Genomic DNA, 18,625 nt, shown 5'->3' with positions numbered 1-18,625 from the left:
CACCCGGTAATTGAGCGTCACGAAAACTCAGGTGGGAAAGGCGGCGATCACGTTCAAAGCAATCAAACGTGAATGTGCGGAAATACCAGGCGGTCTGTTCGCAAGCGCAGATCGGTCTGCGGTTCAGCTGTCGGGTACCAGGGCCAGAACAAAGCGTACGACCTTGGCGGCAGGCATCTCGCAGGGGCGCAGCAAAGCGCCGCTTTGATCCGTCAGGTACAGGTTCATACTGATGTAGTCCGCACCACCCCGTTGATGGGCGACCAGCTTGTGCGATTTGCCGCCGGCCATCGCCAGCCGCGTGACCGAATAGCTTCGACCGTTTGCGGTTCCGGTGAACGAACCCGCCGGCAAGGCAAAGAATGAGTCCAAAAAGTCGGCCGGCGCGGTCACGATTTCCCGATCTTGGGCTCTGTTCCCGCCTTGATGCGGGCCAGATTTTCGCGGTGGCGCCAGTAAATCAGCAGCGTCAGAACGACGCCCAGCAAAAAGGTCGACCCGTCCGTCAGGATCATCACCCATGTTGTCGACAGGGCTGCCGCGGCCAGCGCGCCGAGGGACGAGATTCGCCAGATCGCAGCAGCGACCAGCCATGTCAGACAGCACGCAACGCCCACCCGCCAGTCCAGCGCCAGCCACAGGCCCAGGAAAGTTGCCACGCCCTTGCCGCCCTTGAAGCTCAGCCAGACCGGGTAGCAATGGCCGACAAAAGCCGCCAGCGCCGCGACCTGGGCGGCATCGTCGCCGGCCAGTGCCCGGGCCAGCAGGACCGCGACCACGCCTTTGCCGGCGTCGAACAGAAGAGTCAGCGCCGCCGCCGCCTTGCTGCCGGTGCGCAACACGTTGGTGGCACCAATATTGCCGGACCCGATCTGGCGCAGGTTGCCCAGTCCCATCACCCGCGCAACGATCATGCCATAAGGCACCGACCCCATCAGGTATCCGATCGCGGCCCAGATAATCAGTTGGGTCGTCGAGCTGTCGAAAACGGGCATCAGGATCTCCGGAAAATTTCTTTGCCTGCAACGTAGGTTGCGGTGACCTTACCCTGCATCCGCTGCCCGTCAAACGGGGTGTTCTGCGATTTCGATTTCAGCGTGAACCGGTCCAGCACGAAGGGCACATCCGGGTCGAACAGAACCAGATCGGCCGGGGCGCCCGCGATCAGGCGGCCGCAGTCCAGCCCCAGTCGTTTCGCCGGATTCAGTGTCATGGCCCGGAACAGGGTCGGCAGGTCCAGTTGATCGGCATGATAAAGGCGCAGCGCGGCCGGCAGCAGGGTTTCCAACGCCACCGCGCCCGAGGCCGCCTCTTCGAACGGGAGGCGTTTGCTTTCCTCGTCCTGCGGCGTGTGCATCGAGCTGATCGTGTCGATCAGGCCGGACCGCACGGCCTCGATCACCGCCTGCCGGTCATCCTCGGAGCGCAGCGGCGGCTTGACCTTGAAGAAGGTGCGATAGTCCGCCACGTCCAGCTCGTTCAGCGTCAGGTGATGGATCGAGGTGCCGGCGGTGATGTCCAGCCCGTTGCGTTTGGCCCGTTCCAGTGCGGGCAGGGCGCGGGCCGTGGTGATCTGATCGGCGTGATAGGCCGCGCCGGTCATTTCAAGCAAGGCGATGTCGCGGTCCAGCCCCATGCGCTCGGCCATGGGCGAAACGGCGGGCAGACCGCGCAGGGCGGCGAACTTGCCGCTGGTGGCCGCGGCGCCATGGCTCAGGCCCGGGTCCTGTGGGTGGGCGATGACAAGCGCGCCGCAGGCCCGGGCATAGGTCAGCGCGCGGGAAAATACCTTGGTGTCCGTCACCACATGGTCGCAGTCTGTAAAAGCCACCGCGCCCGCATCCATCAGAAACCCGATCTCGGTCATCTCGCGCCCGTCGCGGCCCTTGGTCAGAGCGGCCATGGTCAGCACGTTGACGGGCGTGTCGGCCTGCGCGCGTCGGGTGACGAACTCGAGCGTTTCCGGCGTGTCGATCGCAGGCAGGGTGTCGGGGCGGGTGACCATTGTGGTCACGCCTCCGGCCGCGGCGGCAAGGCCCGCGGATTTGTAGCTTTCCTTGTGTCGCTCGCCCGGCTCGCAGACCTTGACGCCGATATCGACGATGCCGGGGGCCAGACACTGGCCGCCGCAATCAATCACCTGCGCGTCCGCCTCGGGCGCCGGACCGTCGCCGCTGGCCAAGATGCGCCCGTCGGCCACATGCAGCCAGCCCAGGGCGTCGGTTCCGGCTTCGGGGTCGATCAGGCGGGCGTTGGTGAAGATCAGGTTGGTCATGCCATTGCCCTTTCAATCGCGGCTTTGGTGGCGGCCGGGTCGGCCTGGTACTTGATCAGGTGCTTGTCGCCGCCTTTGGTGACGATCTGCACGAAGCTGCCCATGATATTCACGGCCGCGATCTGGTTCAGCGGCACGCTGCGTCCGCCGGGTCCGGTCAGGGTGGTGTCGGTCATCTGCCAGTTCGCCACCAGTTCCTCCGAGGCAAGGTACCACGCCCGGACGCCCACCGCCGCCAGACCGGCCGGGGCGCCGGTCCAGACATAGGGATTTCCGATCAGCCACAGCACGAGCATCGCCCCCGCCATCGCGCCCGCGGCCAACCAGGCGTTGGTACGGACATAGGCGCCCTTGTCCGGCGCAAAGGTCACAGGATCAGCCACAGAGCACCTCCGATGACCAACAGGATGATCAAGGCAAGCACGGCCGATCCCGTCCGGCGGGGTTGCTCGCTCGAAACCGGGCTCGGCGCGGCCGAGTAGGGTCGCGCGCTTTCGGTTTCGATGGTGCCGCCGCTCCAGTTCGTGGCCTCTTCGGTGTAAAGACCGATCAGGCGCAGACGCGGGTCGGGGCTCAGCGTGGCCGCGCGCGCACTCAGGGCCGCGCTGCGCAGCACCAAAACCCAGCCGTCGACCGACTCCAGTTTGGCCCGGTCCAGCTGGTCCTCGGACACGCCGCAGCCCTCGCTGAGATAGCCGTAGAGGCCCAGGTCCTCGAGGTCGGACACCGGAAACACGTCGATCTGCTCGGGGTCCAGCCCAGTGACGCCAAGGATCTGGTTTGCCGCGCCGGGCTCGCGCAGGAACTTCGCCTCTTCGGGGCGCATGTCCAGCGCGAACAGGCGGATCACGCCGCGCTCGCCAGCCGAGATGTCCAGATCGCTCATGCCTCCTCCTTCAGGTTGCGGGCCAGCAGTTCCATCGCGGCCATGCGCACGGCGACGCCCATCTCGACCTGCTCCTGGATGACCGAGCGGTTGATGTCGTCAGCCAGCGTGCCGTCGATCTCGACCCCGCGGTTCATCGGGCCGGGATGCATCACGATGGCGTCCGGCTTGGCCAGCGCCAGCTTGGCGGCGTCCAGGCCATAGCGGTGGTAGTATTCCCGTTCCGACGGGATGAACCCGCCATCCATCCGCTCTTTCTGAAGGCGCAGCATCATCACCACGTCCACGTCGCGCAGGCCCTCGGTCATGTCGTCATAGATCTCGGCCCCGAATTCGGCGAATTGCGCAGGCACCAGCGTCGGCGGGCCGATCAGGCGGATGCGGTTTTCCATCTTGCCCAGCAGGATCAGGTTTGACCGCGCCACGCGGGAATGGGCCACATCCCCGCAGATCGCCACGTTCAACCGGTGCAGCCGCCCCTTGGCACGCCGGATGGTCAGCGCATCCAGCAGCGCCTGCGTGGGGTGCTCGTGCCGCCCGTCGCCGGCGTTCAGCACCGCGCAGTTGACCTTCTGCGCCAGCAGGTCTACCGCGCCCGAATGCGGATGCCGCACTACCAGCAGGTCGGGATGCATGGCGTTCAGCGTCATCGCCGTGTCGATCAGGGTCTCGCCCTTTTTGATCGAACTGGCCTGCATCGCCATGTTCATCACATCCGCACCCAGCCGCTTGCCCGCCAATTCGAAACTGGCCTGCGTGCGGGTCGAGTTCTCGAAGAACATGTTGATCTGGGTCAGCCCCGCCAGAACGTCCGAGTGCTTGGCCGATTGCCTGTTCAGATCGACGTATTTTTCGGCCAGGTCCAGAATGGCGGTGATGTCGGATTGGGACAGATGCTCGATGCCAAGTAGGTGACGATGGGCGAAACGCATGGGCCGGGCTCCTGTCTGACAGTCGCGCCGCTTATAGAAAGCGCAGCGCGTCGGGGCAACTGGAGTCAGTCCCCATCGGGCAGTTTCTCGCATCCGCCTTCGGGCAGGCACCGCTCGCCGGGTTTGCACCACTTGCCGTATCCGCAATCGACGGCCTTTCTGGGCACGCAGCCCTGATTGGCCGAGCATTTGAACCCGGTGCGGCATTGCGATCCGGTCTCTTCGCACAGATACCAGCCGGGGCGCGTACAGCCGCCGCCCGGCAGGCAGGTCGAACCGGCTGCGCAGGTTCGCCCGTCGTCGCAGGGTGTTGCCGGTTTCGGTGAGGGGTCGAAATCCGGCGAACTGCGCTCGCATTCGCCGCGCGCGTTGCAGAAGGACCCGCTGGGGCAATCCAGCCGCGAGGCGCATTTGTTCGCGCCCGCAGGCGCACATCGGGTGCCCCCGGCCACGCATTTCTCGAACGGCCCGCAGGACCGCCCGCCGCCGCAATAGGTGCCCCCGGCCTGAATGCAGAACCCGTCATAGCTGCAGCGTTGGCCAACCGAGCAGCATTTCAGACCGCACTGAAACTGGCCCCCACGGCATTGGCCTTGATTGTTGAGAAACGACTGTGCCTCCGACCCGCCGGGCAGCAGGGCGAACAGAGTGATCAGCAGAAGGCCCAGGGTTCGCGTCATGACGGGGACTATCGTCGGCCCGGCAATGCGCCAAGGCAAGGCCAATTTGCTTTCCCTTCCCGCAAAGCTGAGTAGATTGATGGTCATGGAATCGGCCCTTGACCCCTACACCGCGCGTGCCCTGCTGGAATGGCAGGTTGAGCTGGGCGTAACCGATGCGATCGTCGACGCACCGGTTGACCGCTATGCATTGCCGGATACCGCGCCAAAGGTCAAAAAATCCGCCGTAGCGCAGCCCGCGGTGCAAAAGCCCGCCAAGGCGGATCCGGTGGTCGAGGCAAAGAAGGCTGCGTCTGCGGCATCGTCTCTGGATCAGCTGCGCGCCGCTATGGAGGCGTTCGAACACTGCGATCTGAAGCGTGGCGCGCGACAGTTGGTCTTTGCTGATGGGACACCCGGTGCGCCGGTCATGATCGTCGGCGAGGCCCCGGGCCGTGAAGAAGACCGCGCTGGAAAGCCGTTCGTTGGCCGCGCCGGGCAGCTGCTGGATCGGATGCTGGCCGCGATAGATTTGGACCGCGCCAAGAACGTTTACATCACCAATGTTCTGCCCTGGCGTCCGCCGCAGAACAGGGACCCGCGGCCGGACGAGATCGCGATGATGCAGCCGTTTTTGGAACGGCACGTGGCCCTAGCCAAGCCGAAGGTTCTGGTGGTGATGGGCAACATCAGCTGCCAGGCGGTTCTGAGCAAGCGCGGCATTACGCGTCTGCGCGGGCAGTGGGATCAGGCGCTGAATCTGCCGATTCTGCCCATGCTGCACCCCGCCTATCTGCTGCGCCAGCCCCATGCCAAGCGTCAGGCTTGGGCCGATCTGTTGGATCTGCGCGCATATCTGGAGAACAAGGGATGAAGGTTCTGGCCTTTTCCGACCTGCACATGGCCCGCAGTCGGGCTGCGGAACTGGTGGCAGCCAGCGTCGAAGCTGACCTGGTGATCGGCGCGGGTGATTACTGCAACATGCGTCAGGGGCTGGACGAGGCGATAGGTATGCTTTCCGGCATATCCGCGCCGATGGTTCTGGTTCCCGGCAACGCCGAAAGCGCCGAGGAACTGGCGGCGGCCGTGCCGGACGGCGTGCATGTTCTGCACGGAACAGGCATGACCGTGGACGGGCTGCGCCTGTTCGGACTTGGCTATGGCGTACCGGTCACGCCATTTGGTGACTGGTCCTGCGACCTGACCGAAGCCGAGGCCGCAGAGCTGCTCAATCGCTGCGCGTCGGCCGACATCCTGATCACGCATGCCCCGCCCAAGGGCAAAGGCGACCGGACCTCGCAGGGGCAGTCGATCGGATCGAGCGCGGTGCGCGACGCGGTGGAACGGATTCAACCTGACTTTGCTCTGTGCGGTCATATCCACGACAGCTGGGGTTATCGCGGCGAGATCGGTCGCACCCGGATCGCGAATCTGGGGCCCAAGGTGAATTGGTTCGAGGTCGATCCATGATCGAATACGCAACGCTGTTGACCTTCATCCCAACCGCCATAGCGCTGAACATGACGCCGGGGGCTGACATGATGTTCTGCTTCGGGCTTGGGCTTCGGTCGGGCGCCCGATCGGCCATCGTGGCCAGCGCCGGTGTCTCGACTGGTCTGATGGTTCATGTTCTGCTGGCTGGGCTGGGACTTGGCGCGGCGGTCGCGGCTATGCCCTGGCTGTTCGACGTCATTCGCTGGCTGGGCGTGGCCTACCTGCTGTATCTGGCCTGGGGCACCATCCGGAACGGTGCGGTCCGGACTGACGCTCCAAGCCAGTCTTCGGGCCATGCCTTTCGCGAGGGGATGCTGGTCAACATGACGAATCCCAAGATCATTCTGTTTGTTCTGGCTTTCATCCCGCAATTCGTATCGCCGGCCAACGGATCGGTTCTGGCTCAGTTTCTGCTGCTGGGCGCGATCATCGCTGTGGGCGGGTTCGTCGTGAATGCCCTGGTGGGGTCATTTGCCGGCGGCGCCGGGCGAGCGCTGATTTCAAGCCCGCGGGCTTCGCGAATTCTCGGCTGGGTCAGCGGCGGCGTGTTCGTCGCTCTGGCGGCCCGGCTGGCCATTATGGAAAGAGCCTGACACGACATGTCCCGAATTGATGAAACCATGGAATTCATCCCCATCCGCATCGCTGTTCTGACCGTATCGGACACGCGGTCACTGGCCGAAGATCGTTCGGGCCAAACATTGGTCGACCGGATCGAGCGTGCGGGGCACACCGTGGCCGACCGCAAGATCATTCAGGACGAGCGCGCCCAGATCGCCGACCAGTTGCGCGCCTGGGTCGCAGACCCCCGGATCGACGTGGTGATCTCGACCGGCGGCACGGGGCTGACCGGGCGCGACGTCACGGTTGAGGCCCATCGCGACGTCTATGAAAAGGAAATCGAGGCTTTTGGCACCGTCTTCACCCTGATTTCGATGGAGAAGATCGGAACCTCGGCGGTGCAGTCGCGGGCCACAGGTGGCGTCGCCGGCGGAACCTATCTGTTTGCGCTGCCGGGCAGCCCGGGGGCCTGCAAGGATGCGTGGGACGGGATTTTGGAAAAACAGCTGGATTATCGCCACCGGCCCTGCAATTTCGTGGAAATCATGCCCAGATTGGACGAACATCTGCGACGGAAGTAGACTGGTCGTACGTTTAACGGCTCATAACCGCCTTGTGGGTTGGTATTTTTTCCGGCCCGGCTACCTATTTATAGACGGCGTCCCGTTGCAACCGGAGTGAAAGATCTATGCGATTTCTGCGGCAGAGCCTCATCGGTGTCTTTCTGGCATCCCTGATGCTTGCGCTGTTGATTGTCGCGGCGCAGATGATCACCGGCGCAGTGCAAGAGGTCATGACCCGCGACAACAACCCCCCGCAGGCGCGCGAACGCGTGTTCGCCGTCACGGTTCAGAAGGCCGAGCCACAAACCGCCACCCCCTATCTGGAAGCATTTGGCGAAGTTCAAAGCCGCAGGCGCCTGGAATTGCGGGCGGCGCTGGGCGGCCGCGTCATCGGGCTGGCGGAAAATTTCGAGGATGGCGGGGTTGTGCGCGCAGGCGAAGTTCTGGTCGAGCTGGACCCGGCCGATGCGCAGGCGGCACTGGACCGGGCGCGGTCGGACCTGCTGGATGCCCAGTTTGAAGAACGCGACGCCGAACGCGCCCTGCTTTTGGCACAGGATGAATTGAAGGCCGCCGAGTCCCAATCGGATCTGCGGGAACGGGCCCTGCAGCGTCAGAAGGATTTGCTGGACCGTGGCGTGGGCGCGACCGCCAGCGTTGAAGAGGCCGAATTGGCCGCGGCCTCGGCCCGGCAGACCGTGTTGTCGCGCCGTATCGCTTTGGCGCAGGCCGAGTCCCGCGTCGATCAGGCAACGACGTTGCTGGCGCGGGCCCGTATCGCTTTGGAATCGGCGGAACGCGATCTGGAAGACATGACCATCCGCGCCCGGTTCGACGGGACGCTGACTGGTGTCACGCTGGTTGAAGGGCGCCTGGTCACGGCAAATGAAAAGCTGGCCGAACTGGTCGACCCGTTCGCGCTGGAGGTCGCGTTCCGTGTTTCGACCGCGCAATACGTGCGGTTGCTGGACGATCAGGGCAAGCTGATCCCGGCACCGGTGACCATCTCGCTTGAGGTGACGGGCACGGACCTGAGCGCCACCGGTCGGATCAGCCGCGACAGCGGGTCGGCCGGCGAGGGCCAGACCGGCCGGTTGCTCTATGCCCGGCTTGATGACGCGCCGGGGTTCAAGCCCGGCGATTTCGTGACCGTTTCGGTCGAGGAACAGCCGCTGGATAATGTCGTGCGTCTCCCGTCTTCGGTTCTGGATGCGCAAGGCACCGTGCTGGTGCTGGGCGACGACGACCGGCTGGAAACGCTCCCGGTCGAGCTGGTGCGCCGGCAAGGGGACGAAGTTCTGCTGCGCGGCGCCGGGCTGGAAGGGCGCGAAGTCGTTGTGGGTCGGACCCCGCTGCTGGGGTCGGGGGTCCGCGTGCGCCCGGTTCGCATCGAAGACAGCGCCGCGGTCGAGCCGGACATGGTCGAGCTGACGGACGAGCACCGCGCGCGGTTGGTGGCGCAGGTCGAGGCCAGCGACCGCATGTCCCAGGACGCCAAGACCCGTGTTCTTGCTCAGTTGAGCGAGGCGAAGGTGCCGTCGTCTCTGTTGCGGCGGCTTGAAAACCGGGCCGGGGGATAGGCGCCATGATGCGCGAGATCCCGGGCGCGGCCAGCGGCATCCTCAGCTATTTCACGCGTCACCGGACCATTGCCAACCTTCTGCTGGTGGTCATGCTGGTCCTTGGCGCGGCTTCGGCGCCGAACATGCGGGCGCAGTTCTTTCCGGACGTGATCCTGGAACGGGTCAATGTCAACGTCGAATGGGATGGTGCGGGGCCCGAGGATGTGGACAACGGGATTGTTCAGATCCTTGAACCTGCATTGCTGGCTGTCGAAGGCGTTGCCAGCACCGAGTCGACCTCTCGCGAAGGATCGGCTCGCATCGCGCTGGAATTTGAACCCAACTGGGACATGAGCCGCGCCGTCGAAGAAGTGCGCACTGCGGTCGACAGCGTGACCAACCTGCCTGAGGATGCCGAAGAACCGTCCATCCGGCGGGCCGCGTGGCGAGACCGGGTGACGGATGTTGTCCTCACCGGCCCGATCGAGACCGGGCAGCTGGCCAAATTCACGGATGAGTTGATCAATCGGCTGTTCGCTGCCGGTGTGACGCGGACCACGATCCGCGGCCTTGCCGCTCCACGCATCGTGGTCGAGGTTCCCACCGCGCAGTTGATCGCCAACGACATCACCCTGTCCGAGATCGCCTCGGCGGTCGCGGCCGAGGTCACGGCCAATCCGGCCGGGGACGTGACCGGCGCAAACGCCCGGATCCGCACCGGTGTCGAAAAGCGCACCCCGGAGGAGATCGAGCGCATCGCTTTGCGCACCTATCCGGACGGGTCCAAGCTGGTGGTCGGCGATGTCGCGCAGATCCGGGTCGAGGGCGTTACCCGCAATCGCAGCTATTTCGTGGGGGAAAATCCGGCCATGTCCGTCCGGGTGGACCGGTCGAACCTGGGGGACGCGATCGACATTCAGCACACGGTCGAGGATGTGGTCGCCGAGATGCAGGCGAGCCTGCCGGATGGTATCTCGGTCGAGCTGATCCGTACCCGGGCGCAGGCCATCACCGACCGGTTGGACATTCTGATCGACAACGGGCTGGTCGGGCTGGGCTTGGTGGTGTGCCTGCTGTTCCTCTTCTTGAATGCGCGCATCGCATTCTGGGTCGCGGCCGGTATCCCGGTGGCCATGTCGGCGGCCATCGCCTTCATGTATATTGGCGGGCTGTCGATCAACATGGTCTCGTTGTTCGGACTTATCATCACGCTGGGTATCGTGGTGGATGATGCGATCGTGGTGGGGGAACACGCCGATTTCCGGGCCCGCCGTCTGGGCGAGCCACCGGTCGTTGCCGCCGAGCGCGCCGCCCGGCGCATGGCGATGCCGGTTTTTGCGGCCACGGTCACGACCGTGATCGCCTTTTTCGGTCTGACCGCCATTGGCGGACGGTTCGGAGAGCTGATCCGGGACATTCCCTTTACGGTGATCGCTGTACTGATCGCCTCGTTGATCGAGTGTTTTCTGATCCTGCCGAACCACATGGCGCATGCCATCGCACATTCGGCCAAGGAACACTGGTATGACTGGCCCAACCGGGTTGTGAACAGGGGTTTTCGCTGGGTGCGCGACACTCTTTTCCGACCTTTGGTGGCGTGGGCAATCTGGGCGCGATACGTGGTCGTGGCCCTGATGATCGCCATTCTGGCCAGCCAGATAGCGCTGTTCATCAAGGGCGACGTCAATTGGCGGTTTTTCAACGCGCCCGAGCGGGGCTCGGTCACCGGCAATTTCATCATGGCCGAAGGCGCTACCCGCGCCGACACGATCGAAATGATGCACATTCTGCAGCGCGCCACCGAAGAGCTGGGCCAGATCTACGAAGAACGCCACGGTCGCAACCCGATCGACTATGTTCTGGCCGAGATCGGGGGCAGCGCCGGCTATGGTCTGTCTGCCGCCGATGGCAAGGATGGCGATTTGCTGGGCGGTATCTCGATCGAGTTGATCGATGCCGACCTGCGACCTTATTCCAGCTTTGAATTCGTGGGCGAGCTGCAGGAATTCGTGCCGCGCCATCCCAAGGTCGAATTGCTGACGTTCCGCGGCTGGCGCTCGGGTCCGGGTGGTGATGCCATCGACGTGCAGCTTTTCGGCGCGGACGTGAACACACTGAAATCCGCGTCCGAGGCCCTGCAGGCGGAACTGTCGAAATACCCCGAGGTTTCAGCGCTGGAAGACAATCTGGCCTATGACAAGGAAGAATACATTCTGGATCTGACGGCACAGGGTGAGGCGTTGGGTTTCCGCATCGAGACATTGGGCAGGGTTCTGCGTCACCGTTTGAACGGGATCGAGGCGGCGACATTCCCCGACGGTCCTCGCAGCGCCGAGATCCGGGTCGAACTGCCCGAAAGCGAGCTGACCGCAGATTTCCTGGAACGCACGTTGATGCGGTCACCGGACGGGGTCTATGTCCCGCTGGCTGACATCGTCTCGGTCAAGCGCGAGTCGGGGTTCTCGACGGTGCGCCGGGAAAATGGCCTGCGGGTGATCGCAGTGAACGGGGACATATCCGAGGATGACCCGGCCCAGGCCGCGGAAATCACCCGCGCCATGCGCGAGGAAATCCTGCCTGATATCGCCGCCGAGTATCAGGTCGAGTGGCGCATGGCCGGTCTGAGCGAACAGGAGGACGAGTTCCTGACCGAGGCGCGTACCGGTCTGATCCTGTGCCTGACCGGAATCTACCTTGTTCTGGCGTGGATCTTCGCCAGTTGGACAAGGCCGCTTGTGGTGATGGCGATCATTCCCTTTGGACTGGTCGGCACCATCTGGGGGCATTACATCTGGGGCGTTCCGCTAAGCATGTTCACGGTCGTCGGCCTGTTGGGCATGACCGGGATCATCATCAATGACTCGATCGTTTTGATAACGACCATCGATGGGTATCAGCAGGATCGCGGGCTGGTGCCCTCGATCATAGAAGGCACCGCTGACCGGTTGCGGCCGGTGATGCTGACCACGCTGACGACGGTGATGGGGCTGGCCCCGTTGCTGTACGAAGGGTCGCAGCAGGCGCAATTCCTCAAACCCACGGTGATCACGCTGGTCTACGGGCTCGGGTTCGGCATGGTGCTGGTGCTGCTCCTGGTTCCCGCGTTGCTGGCGATCCTGAGTGATATTTCTCGCCCGATGACGGCGATGCGCCGCGCCTTGCGGGCGCCAGACAAGGTGGTCCGGGTCGCGGCCGCGGGGACGGGCGGTGCGATGATCCTCTGGCTGCTGGTCACGATGGTCTGGCCGGTTCTGGCCGGCGCGCCGCTGGGTGTGCTGTCCGGCCTGTACGGCGACGAGGACGGTCTGGCGTTGCTGAGAATGGGGCTGGGAGCGTTCGCGGCCGGTGCGGTTGCCATTCTGGCCGTCAGCCTGATCGTGTCCGGGGCGCTTTATGTCAGGCTTTCATCCCGGGCCAGTGCCTGAGACAGAAGGTCGGGCACCCGGGCGCTCATTGCAAGGTCGCGGTCCAGCACCTGCCGGATTGGGAACCAACGCGCATCCTGCGCATCATCCGCTGCGACCGGAGTGCCGGATGCGAAGCGGCAGGACACGCCGACCAGCAAATAATGGGCGGTGATCTGTCCGGCCGCATCCCGGACCAGCAGATCAAGGTTGCCCAGATACGCCTGCGGGGTTGCTTCGATACCGGTTTCTTCCATCAACTCGCGCGCGGCGGCCTGCAAGACGGTTTCGCCCCACTCCACATGGCCGCCCGGAAATCCCCAGAGACCGGCATCGGGGGCCTTGCTGCGTTGCACCAGCAGGACATGGCCCTGATCTACGACAACCGCCAGTGCGCCGATCCGGGGAACCTGCTGCATCCGCTCAGCCCGCGCTGCAGCCCAGAATGTCGACCGCGTGTTTGGTCCCCAGAACCGTGATCCGCACGGCGGACCGGTCCAGCGCAAAGGGCTGACCGTCTGGGCTGATCACCTCGGACGTGGCGGTCAGCCGGTTGCCTTGCCGCTTGGTTTCAGTCTGCGAGGCCCACAGGGCCGGGTTCCCCGGTTCGATCACCGCAAGTTCGGCGCCACCGGCCGAGGGCATGTCGATCTGTACCTGAACCTGCAAACCGTCCGCGGTCGGGCTCAGGCGACAGGCCGCGCTGGTAACGCCAGCCTCGCGTGCAGAGAAGGGCCGTTGCGCCAGCGCAGCCGCAATCGCCGGATTTCTTGCTGCGCCGGCGTCCAGTTCGTGGTCAAATTTCAGCGATGCGGGAATGCAGACATCCTTGCACACTCCCAGATCGACCTCGCCGCGCAACCGGACCGGTTTGGATGCGTCCTTGGGCGTAATCCGAACCGGCAACACCAGCTGTTTTTCGTAGCCGATGGACTTCAGGCCGTTCTGGTCAAAGACATGCGGCGTGGGCCAGGTGATCGCAACCGCGCCGACATTGCCGGAGCGGCGCCAGTCGAATTCAGGCGGAATGCCGGCGTCACCGGGGGCCCGCCAATAGGTCTTCCATCCGGGTTCCAGATCCAACCGGATCGCGGTGAGATAGGTTCCATCCTCGGATTGGCCGCCATCGATCACGTCCAGCCGGACGATCGAGTCGATCGATTGCCCCTGCGCAGGTGCGGCCAGGGCCAGACAAGCTGAAACAACGGTCAGGACGGGTTTGAACAGCGATCTCATGATCCATACATGCGACTTGCGGGCAGGTTTGCCAAGTCACGTTCTGGTCACCGGCAGAAATCGCGGGATTTCAGGCGTGATCCCTTGCCAATCCGGCTTCCGCAAGGTCATTGTAAGGGAATAAGCCGCACGAGTTTTTTGATGGATCTGACTGGAAAACTGTTGATTGCGATGCCCGGCATGGGCGATCCGCGCTTTGATCATTCAGTGGTGTATCTGTGCAGCCACGGCGATGACGGCGCGATGGGTCTGATCGTGAACAAACCGTCGGATTTGCGGATCAAGACGCTGCTTGAACAGTTGAACATCGCGTGCCGCATCCCGGTTGTCGGAGAACGCCTTGTGCATTTTGGTGGTCCCGTCGAATTGTCCCGGGGGTTTGTCCTGCACAGCGCGGACTACGACGCAAATCTGCATTCGCTGCACGTGGCCGGCGATTTCAGCATGACGGCGACGCTGGACGTGCTCGAAGATATCGCCTCTGGCAAGGGGCCGCTGAACTCGATGCTGATGCTGGGCTATTCGGGATGGGGGCCTGGACAGCTGGAAGATGAGATCGCGGCCAATGGCTGGTTGACGACCGATGCCACATCGAAACTGGTCTTTGACGTTGCCGACGACGAAAAGTGGGAGGCCGCCTTGGCCACGCTGGGTGTCGATCCGCTGACGCTGTCGGCCAGCGCCGGTCGGGCCTGATCAGGAGTTGCGCGGCGCCGCGGCCCGGCGCAGGCGGTCGTTGATGGCCGCCCCCACGCCCTCGGAAGGGATCGGGCTGACGGCAATCGGCCGCCCCGTACCGTCCAGTTCGTGCAGATACGCAAACAGGTTTGCCGCCGCTTCGATCAGGTCACCCCTGGCAGACAGGTTGCGGTCGCAATCGACATTGCCAAATCCCAGCAGCAGCTCGTCCCCGCGCCGCTCGGTGGCGTTCAGCCGCACCGGTGCATCCGGAGCATAATGTGACAGCAACTGCCCCGGAGCGGTCAGCAGATCTCCGGGCTTGTGGCGGGTCAGGCGCGTGCCCAGAACCGTTTCGATCTGTTCCAGTGCCACACCGCCGGGCCGCAGCAAAGCGGGGGTGCCGGCCAAGCCCACGATGGTCGATTCCAACCCGACTGAACAGGGTCCGTCATCCAGTACGGCGGCGATCCGACCGTCCAGACCTACGCGCACATGCGCCGCAGTGGTCGGGCTGATCCGACCGGAGGGGTTTGCCGATGGGGCAGCGACGGGTCCGTCAACTGCGCTCAGCAATGCGCGCGCGGTTGGGTGGGCTGGCACCCGCACGGCCAGCGTCTCCAGCCCTGCCGTCACCAGCGAGGACACGCCATGCCCTGCGCGCAGCGGCAGCACCAGCGTCAGCGGACCGGGCCAGAACGCAGCTGCCAGTTTTTCGGCATTGTCCGACCACTCGACATAGCGTTTGGCGGCCTCGACCGAGGCGACATGCGCGATAAGCGGGTTGAAACTGGGTCGCCCTTTGGCGGCGTAGATCGCGGCGACGGCTTCGCCGTTGCGGGCGTCGCCGCCCAGCCCGTAGACGGTCTCGGTCGGGAAGGCGACCAACAGTCCCTGACGCAGCAGGTCGGCCGCGGCTGCAATCCCGGCGGGATCAGCATCCAGATATTGCGTGCTGTTGGGGATCATGGGTGGTGACGCGGCGTTTTGGTTGCTTGCAACAGGGGGACGGATAGGTAATCGAACAAGCTTAGATGAATACCGGCGCGGGCCATGGATTCCAAGCCCGCCATTGCGACCGACACACGATTTCCGGGGGAAACCATGCCATATCGCGCTCCTGTCACTGATTACGAGTTCCTGATGGACAAGGTGGTGGGGTTCAAGGACGTCGCCGCGACCGAGAAATTCGCCGAGGCCACCTCGGACGTGGTCAGCGCCATCCTGACCGAGGCCGGCAAGATGTGCGAAGAGGTAATGGCCCCCCTGCAGCGCCCCGGCGATCTTGAGCCGGCGCGACTGGAAAACGGGGTTTTGCGGACCTCGCCCGGCTATGCCGATGGCTGGAAGGCGATCGCCGAGGGTGGCTGGATCGGCATGAGCGGTGACCCCGAATACGGCGGCATGGGCCTGCCCATGACCGTGACCACCGCCGTCAACGAGATGATGAGCGCCGCCTGTCTGTCGCTGCAGCTGGCCCCGTTGATGAGCCAGGGTCAGATCGAGGCGCTGGAACACCACGCCAGCGAAGAGCTCAAGGCGCTGTACCTGCCCAAGCTGATGTCGGGCGAATGGTCGGGCACGATGAACCTGACCGAACCGCAGGCCGGGTCTGACGTCGGCGCGCTGACGTCCAAGGCCGAACCCAACGGCGATGGTACCTATGCGATCACCGGGCAGAAGATCTACATCTCGTGGGGCGACAATGATTTCTGCGAGAATGTCTGCCACCTGGTTCTGGCCCGTCTGCCCGATGGCGCGCCGGGGACCAAGGGGATTTCCCTGTTCCTGGTGCCCAAGTTCATCCCCGATGAAAACGGTAATCCGGGCGTGGCGAATGACCTGAAGGTGGTGTCGTTGGAACACAAGATGGGACTGCATGGCTCGCCCACCTGCGTGATGCAGTATGACGGCGCCAAGGGCTGGCTGGTGGGCCAGGAACACAAGGGCATGGCCGCCATGTTCACGATGATGAACAACGCGCGCCTCGGCGTCGGCGGGCAGGGCGTGGGCGCGGCCGAGGGCTCCTATCAGCACGCGTTGGCCTATGCTCTGGAACGCAAGCAGGGCAAGACGCCTTCGGGCACGATCATCGATCATGCCGATGTGCGCCGGATGCTGATGGACATGCGGGCCGACCTGTTCGCCGCCCGTGCGATCATGCTGGCCAATGCCGCGGCCATCGACATGGCCAAGGCCACCGACAACGCCGACTGGGCCGCGCGGGCGGCCCTGCTGACCCCGATCTGCAAGGCTTTCGGCACCCAGACCGGCATGCGCGTGGCCGAGACCGGCCTGCAGGTGCATGGCGGCATGGGGTATGTCGAGGAAACCGGCGCCGCGCAGTATTACCGCGATGTTCGCGTCACCGCGATCTACGAGGGGACCAACGGCATTCAGGCCATGGACCTTGTCGGCCGCAAGATGATGGACGGGGGCGAAGCCGCCGCCCGCCTGCTGGACGAGATCGAAGATCATGCCGAGCGCGCCCGCGCCACCGTGCCCGAGCTGGCCGGCCCGGTATGGGAGGCGACTGAATCCCTGCGCGAGGCGACCGAGTGGCAGGTGGCGCAAGAGGACATGAACAATCGCTTTGCCGGGGCCGTGGCCTATCTGAACGCCTTTGCCCGCGTGCTGGGTGCGCATTACCACCTGATCGCCGCTTTGGCCGATCCGGATGGTCCGCGCGCCAAGCTCGCGCGGTACTACATCACCGCGCGCCTGCCGGAATACGCGGGCCTGCTGGATCAGGCGCAGATCGGGGCCAAAGACCTGTTCGCGCTCAGCGCCGACGAACTGGCCGCGTGATGGACGGCGCGCGGCCTCCGGCGTTTCGCCATCCCTGGCCCGAGCCGCCCGCGCCCGGACAAGCCACCGAGATCGCCGAGGGCGTGCTTTGGATGCGCCTGCCGCTGCCGATGGCGCTGGACCACGTCAATGTCTACGCGCTGGATGACGGCGATGGCTGGACGGTGATCGACACCGGGATTTCATCGAAAAAGACGCGGGGCCTGTGGTCCGACCTGATGGCCGAGCCGCTTGCGGGCAAGCCGGTGACCCGCGTGGTGGTCACCCATCACCACCCTGACCACGTCGGCAATGCCGGGTGGTTCCAGTCGGAACATGGGGCTGAACTGGTCTCGAGCCGCACCGCATGGCTGTTTGCGCGAATGCTGACGCTGGACGTGCAGGAGAGCTGGCCGGAGGAGACGCTGGAGTTCTACCGCAGCGCCGGCATGGCCCCCGAGATCCTGGCCAAGCGCATGTCCGAGAGGCCCTTCAATTTTGCCGACACGGTCTATCCGATGCCTCTGGGCTTTGTCCGCATCAAGCAGGGCGACGTGATCCGCATGGGCGGGCGGGACTGGGACGTGCATATGGGCAATGGCCATGCCCCCGAACACGCCACGTTCTGGAGCCGCGACGACAACCTGGTGATCTCGGGCGACCAGATCCTCAGTTCGATCAGCCCGAACCTGGGCGTCTATGCCACCGAGCCGATGGCTGACCCGGTGTCCGACTGGCTGGAGGCCTGTGAGCGCCTGCAACAGCTGGCACGGCCCGATCAGGTGGTGTTGCCGGGCCACAAGCTGCCCTTCATCGGCCTGCCGATCCGCATGAAGCAACTGATCGAGAACCATCACGGCGCTCTTGCACGCCTGCTGGACGATCTGGACGCGCCCAAGGCGGCCTCGGATTGTTTCGTGACCCTGTTCAAACGTCCGATCCGCGACGGCGAATACGGTCTTGCGCTGGTCGAGGCGGTTGCGCATCTGAACCAACTTTATCACACTGGAGCCGTGACCCGGGCGCGCCGTGAGGACGGCGCATGGGTGTATCAGCGCAAAGGTTGAGACGATGCAGGACAAGATCGAAACCTCGGCCGAGGCCGCCGAAGCGGCGGCTCTGCCCCGGTGCTATGAGGTTCATGCTGACCCGGACAGCACGTCGGGCACCAAGGATCTGCCCGAACCCCTGCGCCAGCCGGTCGACAGCAAAAGCCCCGCCCAATGGGCGTATGAGCGGCTGATCCTGTACATCCAGAACTTCGAGCAGACCCTCGATGCCGATCACGAGGTCGCCATGGGCTTTACCGGCGGTGACGCCGGGGTGATGCGGATCGAGGGGATGGGATATTTTGACCCCGACGTGATCACCTTCTACGGCTCGGACGGTTCGGGCGCACGCACCCAGCTGGTGCAGCATGTCAGCCAGCTGAACGTCATGCTGCGCGCCCTGCCCAAAACGGTCGAGGACAAGCCCGCCAACCGGATCGGCTTTCGCCTGGCCGCCAAGCTTGAGGAAAGCTGAGCGTCACGCTTGCAATTCACATCTGCGCGGCCTTGAATGAATTCAGCATTCAAAGGGGGCCGGC

Annotated in this window: 20 protein-coding genes; 10 read left to right on the top strand and 10 right to left on the bottom strand. The window is 64.3% G+C overall.

Translation table 11 applies throughout. From position 1 onward, the window contains the following. Positions 1-123 precede the first annotated feature (123 nt). From AC2FM5_RS05630 to AC2FM5_RS05600, 7 genes are all read right to left on the bottom strand, one after another. Positions 124-393, bottom strand: coding sequence for a hypothetical protein (locus tag AC2FM5_RS05630; protein ID WP_496734348.1), 270 nt, complete (start codon positions 391-393; stop codon positions 124-126). Continuing rightward, positions 390-995 (bottom strand): glycerol-3-phosphate 1-O-acyltransferase PlsY, encoded by a 606-nt coding sequence (gene plsY, locus AC2FM5_RS05625; protein ID WP_170360019.1) that lies wholly within the window; start codon positions 993-995, stop codon positions 390-392. Before plsY ends, AC2FM5_RS05630 begins: the two co-directional genes overlap by 4 nt. Then, entirely contained in the window at positions 995-2,275 is a 1,281-nt protein-coding gene (gene pyrC, locus AC2FM5_RS05620; RefSeq protein ID WP_496734347.1) for a dihydroorotase, read from the bottom strand. The genes plsY and pyrC overlap by 1 nt, the downstream gene beginning before the upstream one ends. Then, on the bottom strand, positions 2,272-2,658 hold the full coding sequence (locus AC2FM5_RS05615; RefSeq protein ID WP_367646421.1) for a hypothetical protein: 387 nt from the start codon (positions 2,656-2,658) through the stop codon (positions 2,272-2,274). The genes pyrC and AC2FM5_RS05615 overlap by 4 nt, the downstream gene beginning before the upstream one ends. Continuing rightward, the gene (locus AC2FM5_RS05610) at positions 2,643-3,161 is read right to left on the bottom strand and encodes a hypothetical protein (protein ID WP_496734345.1); all 519 of its coding nucleotides are present in this window, start codon (positions 3,159-3,161) and stop codon (positions 2,643-2,645) included. The genes AC2FM5_RS05615 and AC2FM5_RS05610 overlap by 16 nt, the downstream gene beginning before the upstream one ends. Next, positions 3,158-4,093: an aspartate carbamoyltransferase catalytic subunit gene (locus AC2FM5_RS05605; RefSeq protein ID WP_170367586.1), complete on the bottom strand. Its 936-nt coding sequence runs from the start codon at positions 4,091-4,093 to the stop codon at positions 3,158-3,160. Before AC2FM5_RS05605 ends, AC2FM5_RS05610 begins: the two co-directional genes overlap by 4 nt. Positions 4,094-4,158: 65 nt before the next feature. After that, positions 4,159-4,773: a scavenger receptor class F, member 2 gene (locus AC2FM5_RS05600; RefSeq protein ID WP_496734343.1), complete on the bottom strand. Its 615-nt coding sequence runs from the start codon at positions 4,771-4,773 to the stop codon at positions 4,159-4,161. Positions 4,774-4,858: 85 nt separating this feature from the next. Here AC2FM5_RS05600 and AC2FM5_RS05595 point away from each other — a divergent pair, with 85 nt between their 5' ends. From AC2FM5_RS05595 to AC2FM5_RS05570, 6 genes are all read left to right on the top strand, one after another. Further along, entirely contained in the window at positions 4,859-5,626 is a 768-nt protein-coding gene (locus tag AC2FM5_RS05595) for a uracil-DNA glycosylase (protein ID WP_496734341.1), read from the top strand. Then, on the top strand, positions 5,623-6,222 hold the full coding sequence (locus AC2FM5_RS05590) for a metallophosphoesterase family protein (RefSeq protein WP_496734339.1): 600 nt from the start codon (positions 5,623-5,625) through the stop codon (positions 6,220-6,222). The genes AC2FM5_RS05595 and AC2FM5_RS05590 overlap by 4 nt, the downstream gene beginning before the upstream one ends. Then, positions 6,219-6,839, top strand: coding sequence for a LysE family translocator (locus AC2FM5_RS05585; RefSeq protein WP_496734337.1), 621 nt, complete (start codon positions 6,219-6,221; stop codon positions 6,837-6,839). The genes AC2FM5_RS05590 and AC2FM5_RS05585 overlap by 4 nt, the downstream gene beginning before the upstream one ends. A gap of 6 nt (positions 6,840-6,845) precedes the next feature. Continuing rightward, positions 6,846-7,388, top strand: a complete 543-nt coding sequence (gene moaB, locus AC2FM5_RS05580) for a molybdenum cofactor biosynthesis protein B (protein ID WP_170445477.1) — start codon at positions 6,846-6,848, stop codon at positions 7,386-7,388. 107 nt (positions 7,389-7,495) lie between these two features. Continuing rightward, positions 7,496-8,950: an efflux RND transporter periplasmic adaptor subunit gene (locus tag AC2FM5_RS05575; protein WP_496734333.1), complete on the top strand. Its 1,455-nt coding sequence runs from the start codon at positions 7,496-7,498 to the stop codon at positions 8,948-8,950. A gap of 5 nt (positions 8,951-8,955) precedes the next feature. Beyond that, complete coding sequence (locus tag AC2FM5_RS05570) at positions 8,956-12,357, top strand: efflux RND transporter permease subunit (RefSeq protein WP_170438515.1); 3,402 nt, start codon at positions 8,956-8,958, stop codon at positions 12,355-12,357. Here the strand turns inward: AC2FM5_RS05570 and AC2FM5_RS05565 are convergent. Both AC2FM5_RS05565 and AC2FM5_RS05560 read right to left on the bottom strand, forming a co-directional pair. Then, complete coding sequence (locus AC2FM5_RS05565) at positions 12,324-12,755, bottom strand: NUDIX hydrolase (protein ID WP_170360039.1); 432 nt, start codon at positions 12,753-12,755, stop codon at positions 12,324-12,326. The two genes, AC2FM5_RS05570 and AC2FM5_RS05565, sit on opposite strands and share 34 nt — an antisense overlap. Before the next feature lie 4 nt (positions 12,756-12,759). Continuing rightward, a complete protein-coding gene (locus AC2FM5_RS05560) occupies positions 12,760-13,572 on the bottom strand; it encodes a protein-disulfide reductase DsbD domain-containing protein (RefSeq protein ID WP_170365464.1) in 813 nt (270 codons plus the stop codon). A 141-nt stretch (positions 13,573-13,713) separates the two neighbouring features. Here AC2FM5_RS05560 and AC2FM5_RS05555 point away from each other — a divergent pair, with 141 nt between their 5' ends. Then, complete coding sequence (locus AC2FM5_RS05555; protein ID WP_093963536.1) at positions 13,714-14,268, top strand: YqgE/AlgH family protein; 555 nt, start codon at positions 13,714-13,716, stop codon at positions 14,266-14,268. On the opposite strand, the gene AC2FM5_RS05550 is transcribed toward AC2FM5_RS05555, so the two are convergent. Then, positions 14,269-15,219, bottom strand: a complete 951-nt coding sequence (locus tag AC2FM5_RS05550; RefSeq protein WP_496734324.1) for an L-threonylcarbamoyladenylate synthase — start codon at positions 15,217-15,219, stop codon at positions 14,269-14,271. 135 nt (positions 15,220-15,354) lie between these two features. Here AC2FM5_RS05550 and AC2FM5_RS05545 point away from each other — a divergent pair, with 135 nt between their 5' ends. The 3 genes from AC2FM5_RS05545 to AC2FM5_RS05535 are packed head-to-tail and all read left to right on the top strand — an operon-like array spanning position 15,355 to position 18,561. Next, a complete protein-coding gene (locus AC2FM5_RS05545) occupies positions 15,355-17,058 on the top strand; it encodes an acyl-CoA dehydrogenase (protein ID WP_496734349.1) in 1,704 nt (567 codons plus the stop codon). After that, positions 17,058-18,104 (top strand): MBL fold metallo-hydrolase, encoded by a 1,047-nt coding sequence (locus AC2FM5_RS05540; protein ID WP_496734322.1) that lies wholly within the window; start codon positions 17,058-17,060, stop codon positions 18,102-18,104. The genes AC2FM5_RS05545 and AC2FM5_RS05540 overlap by 1 nt, the downstream gene beginning before the upstream one ends. 4 nt (positions 18,105-18,108) lie before the next feature. Continuing rightward, complete coding sequence (locus AC2FM5_RS05535) at positions 18,109-18,561, top strand: DUF6173 family protein (protein WP_170342276.1); 453 nt, start codon at positions 18,109-18,111, stop codon at positions 18,559-18,561. Positions 18,562-18,625 lie beyond the last annotated feature (64 nt).

The sequence above is a fragment of the Ruegeria sp. BHSA162 genome (assembly GCF_059613385.1).
This window is presented reverse-complemented; position numbering and strand designations above follow the sequence as displayed.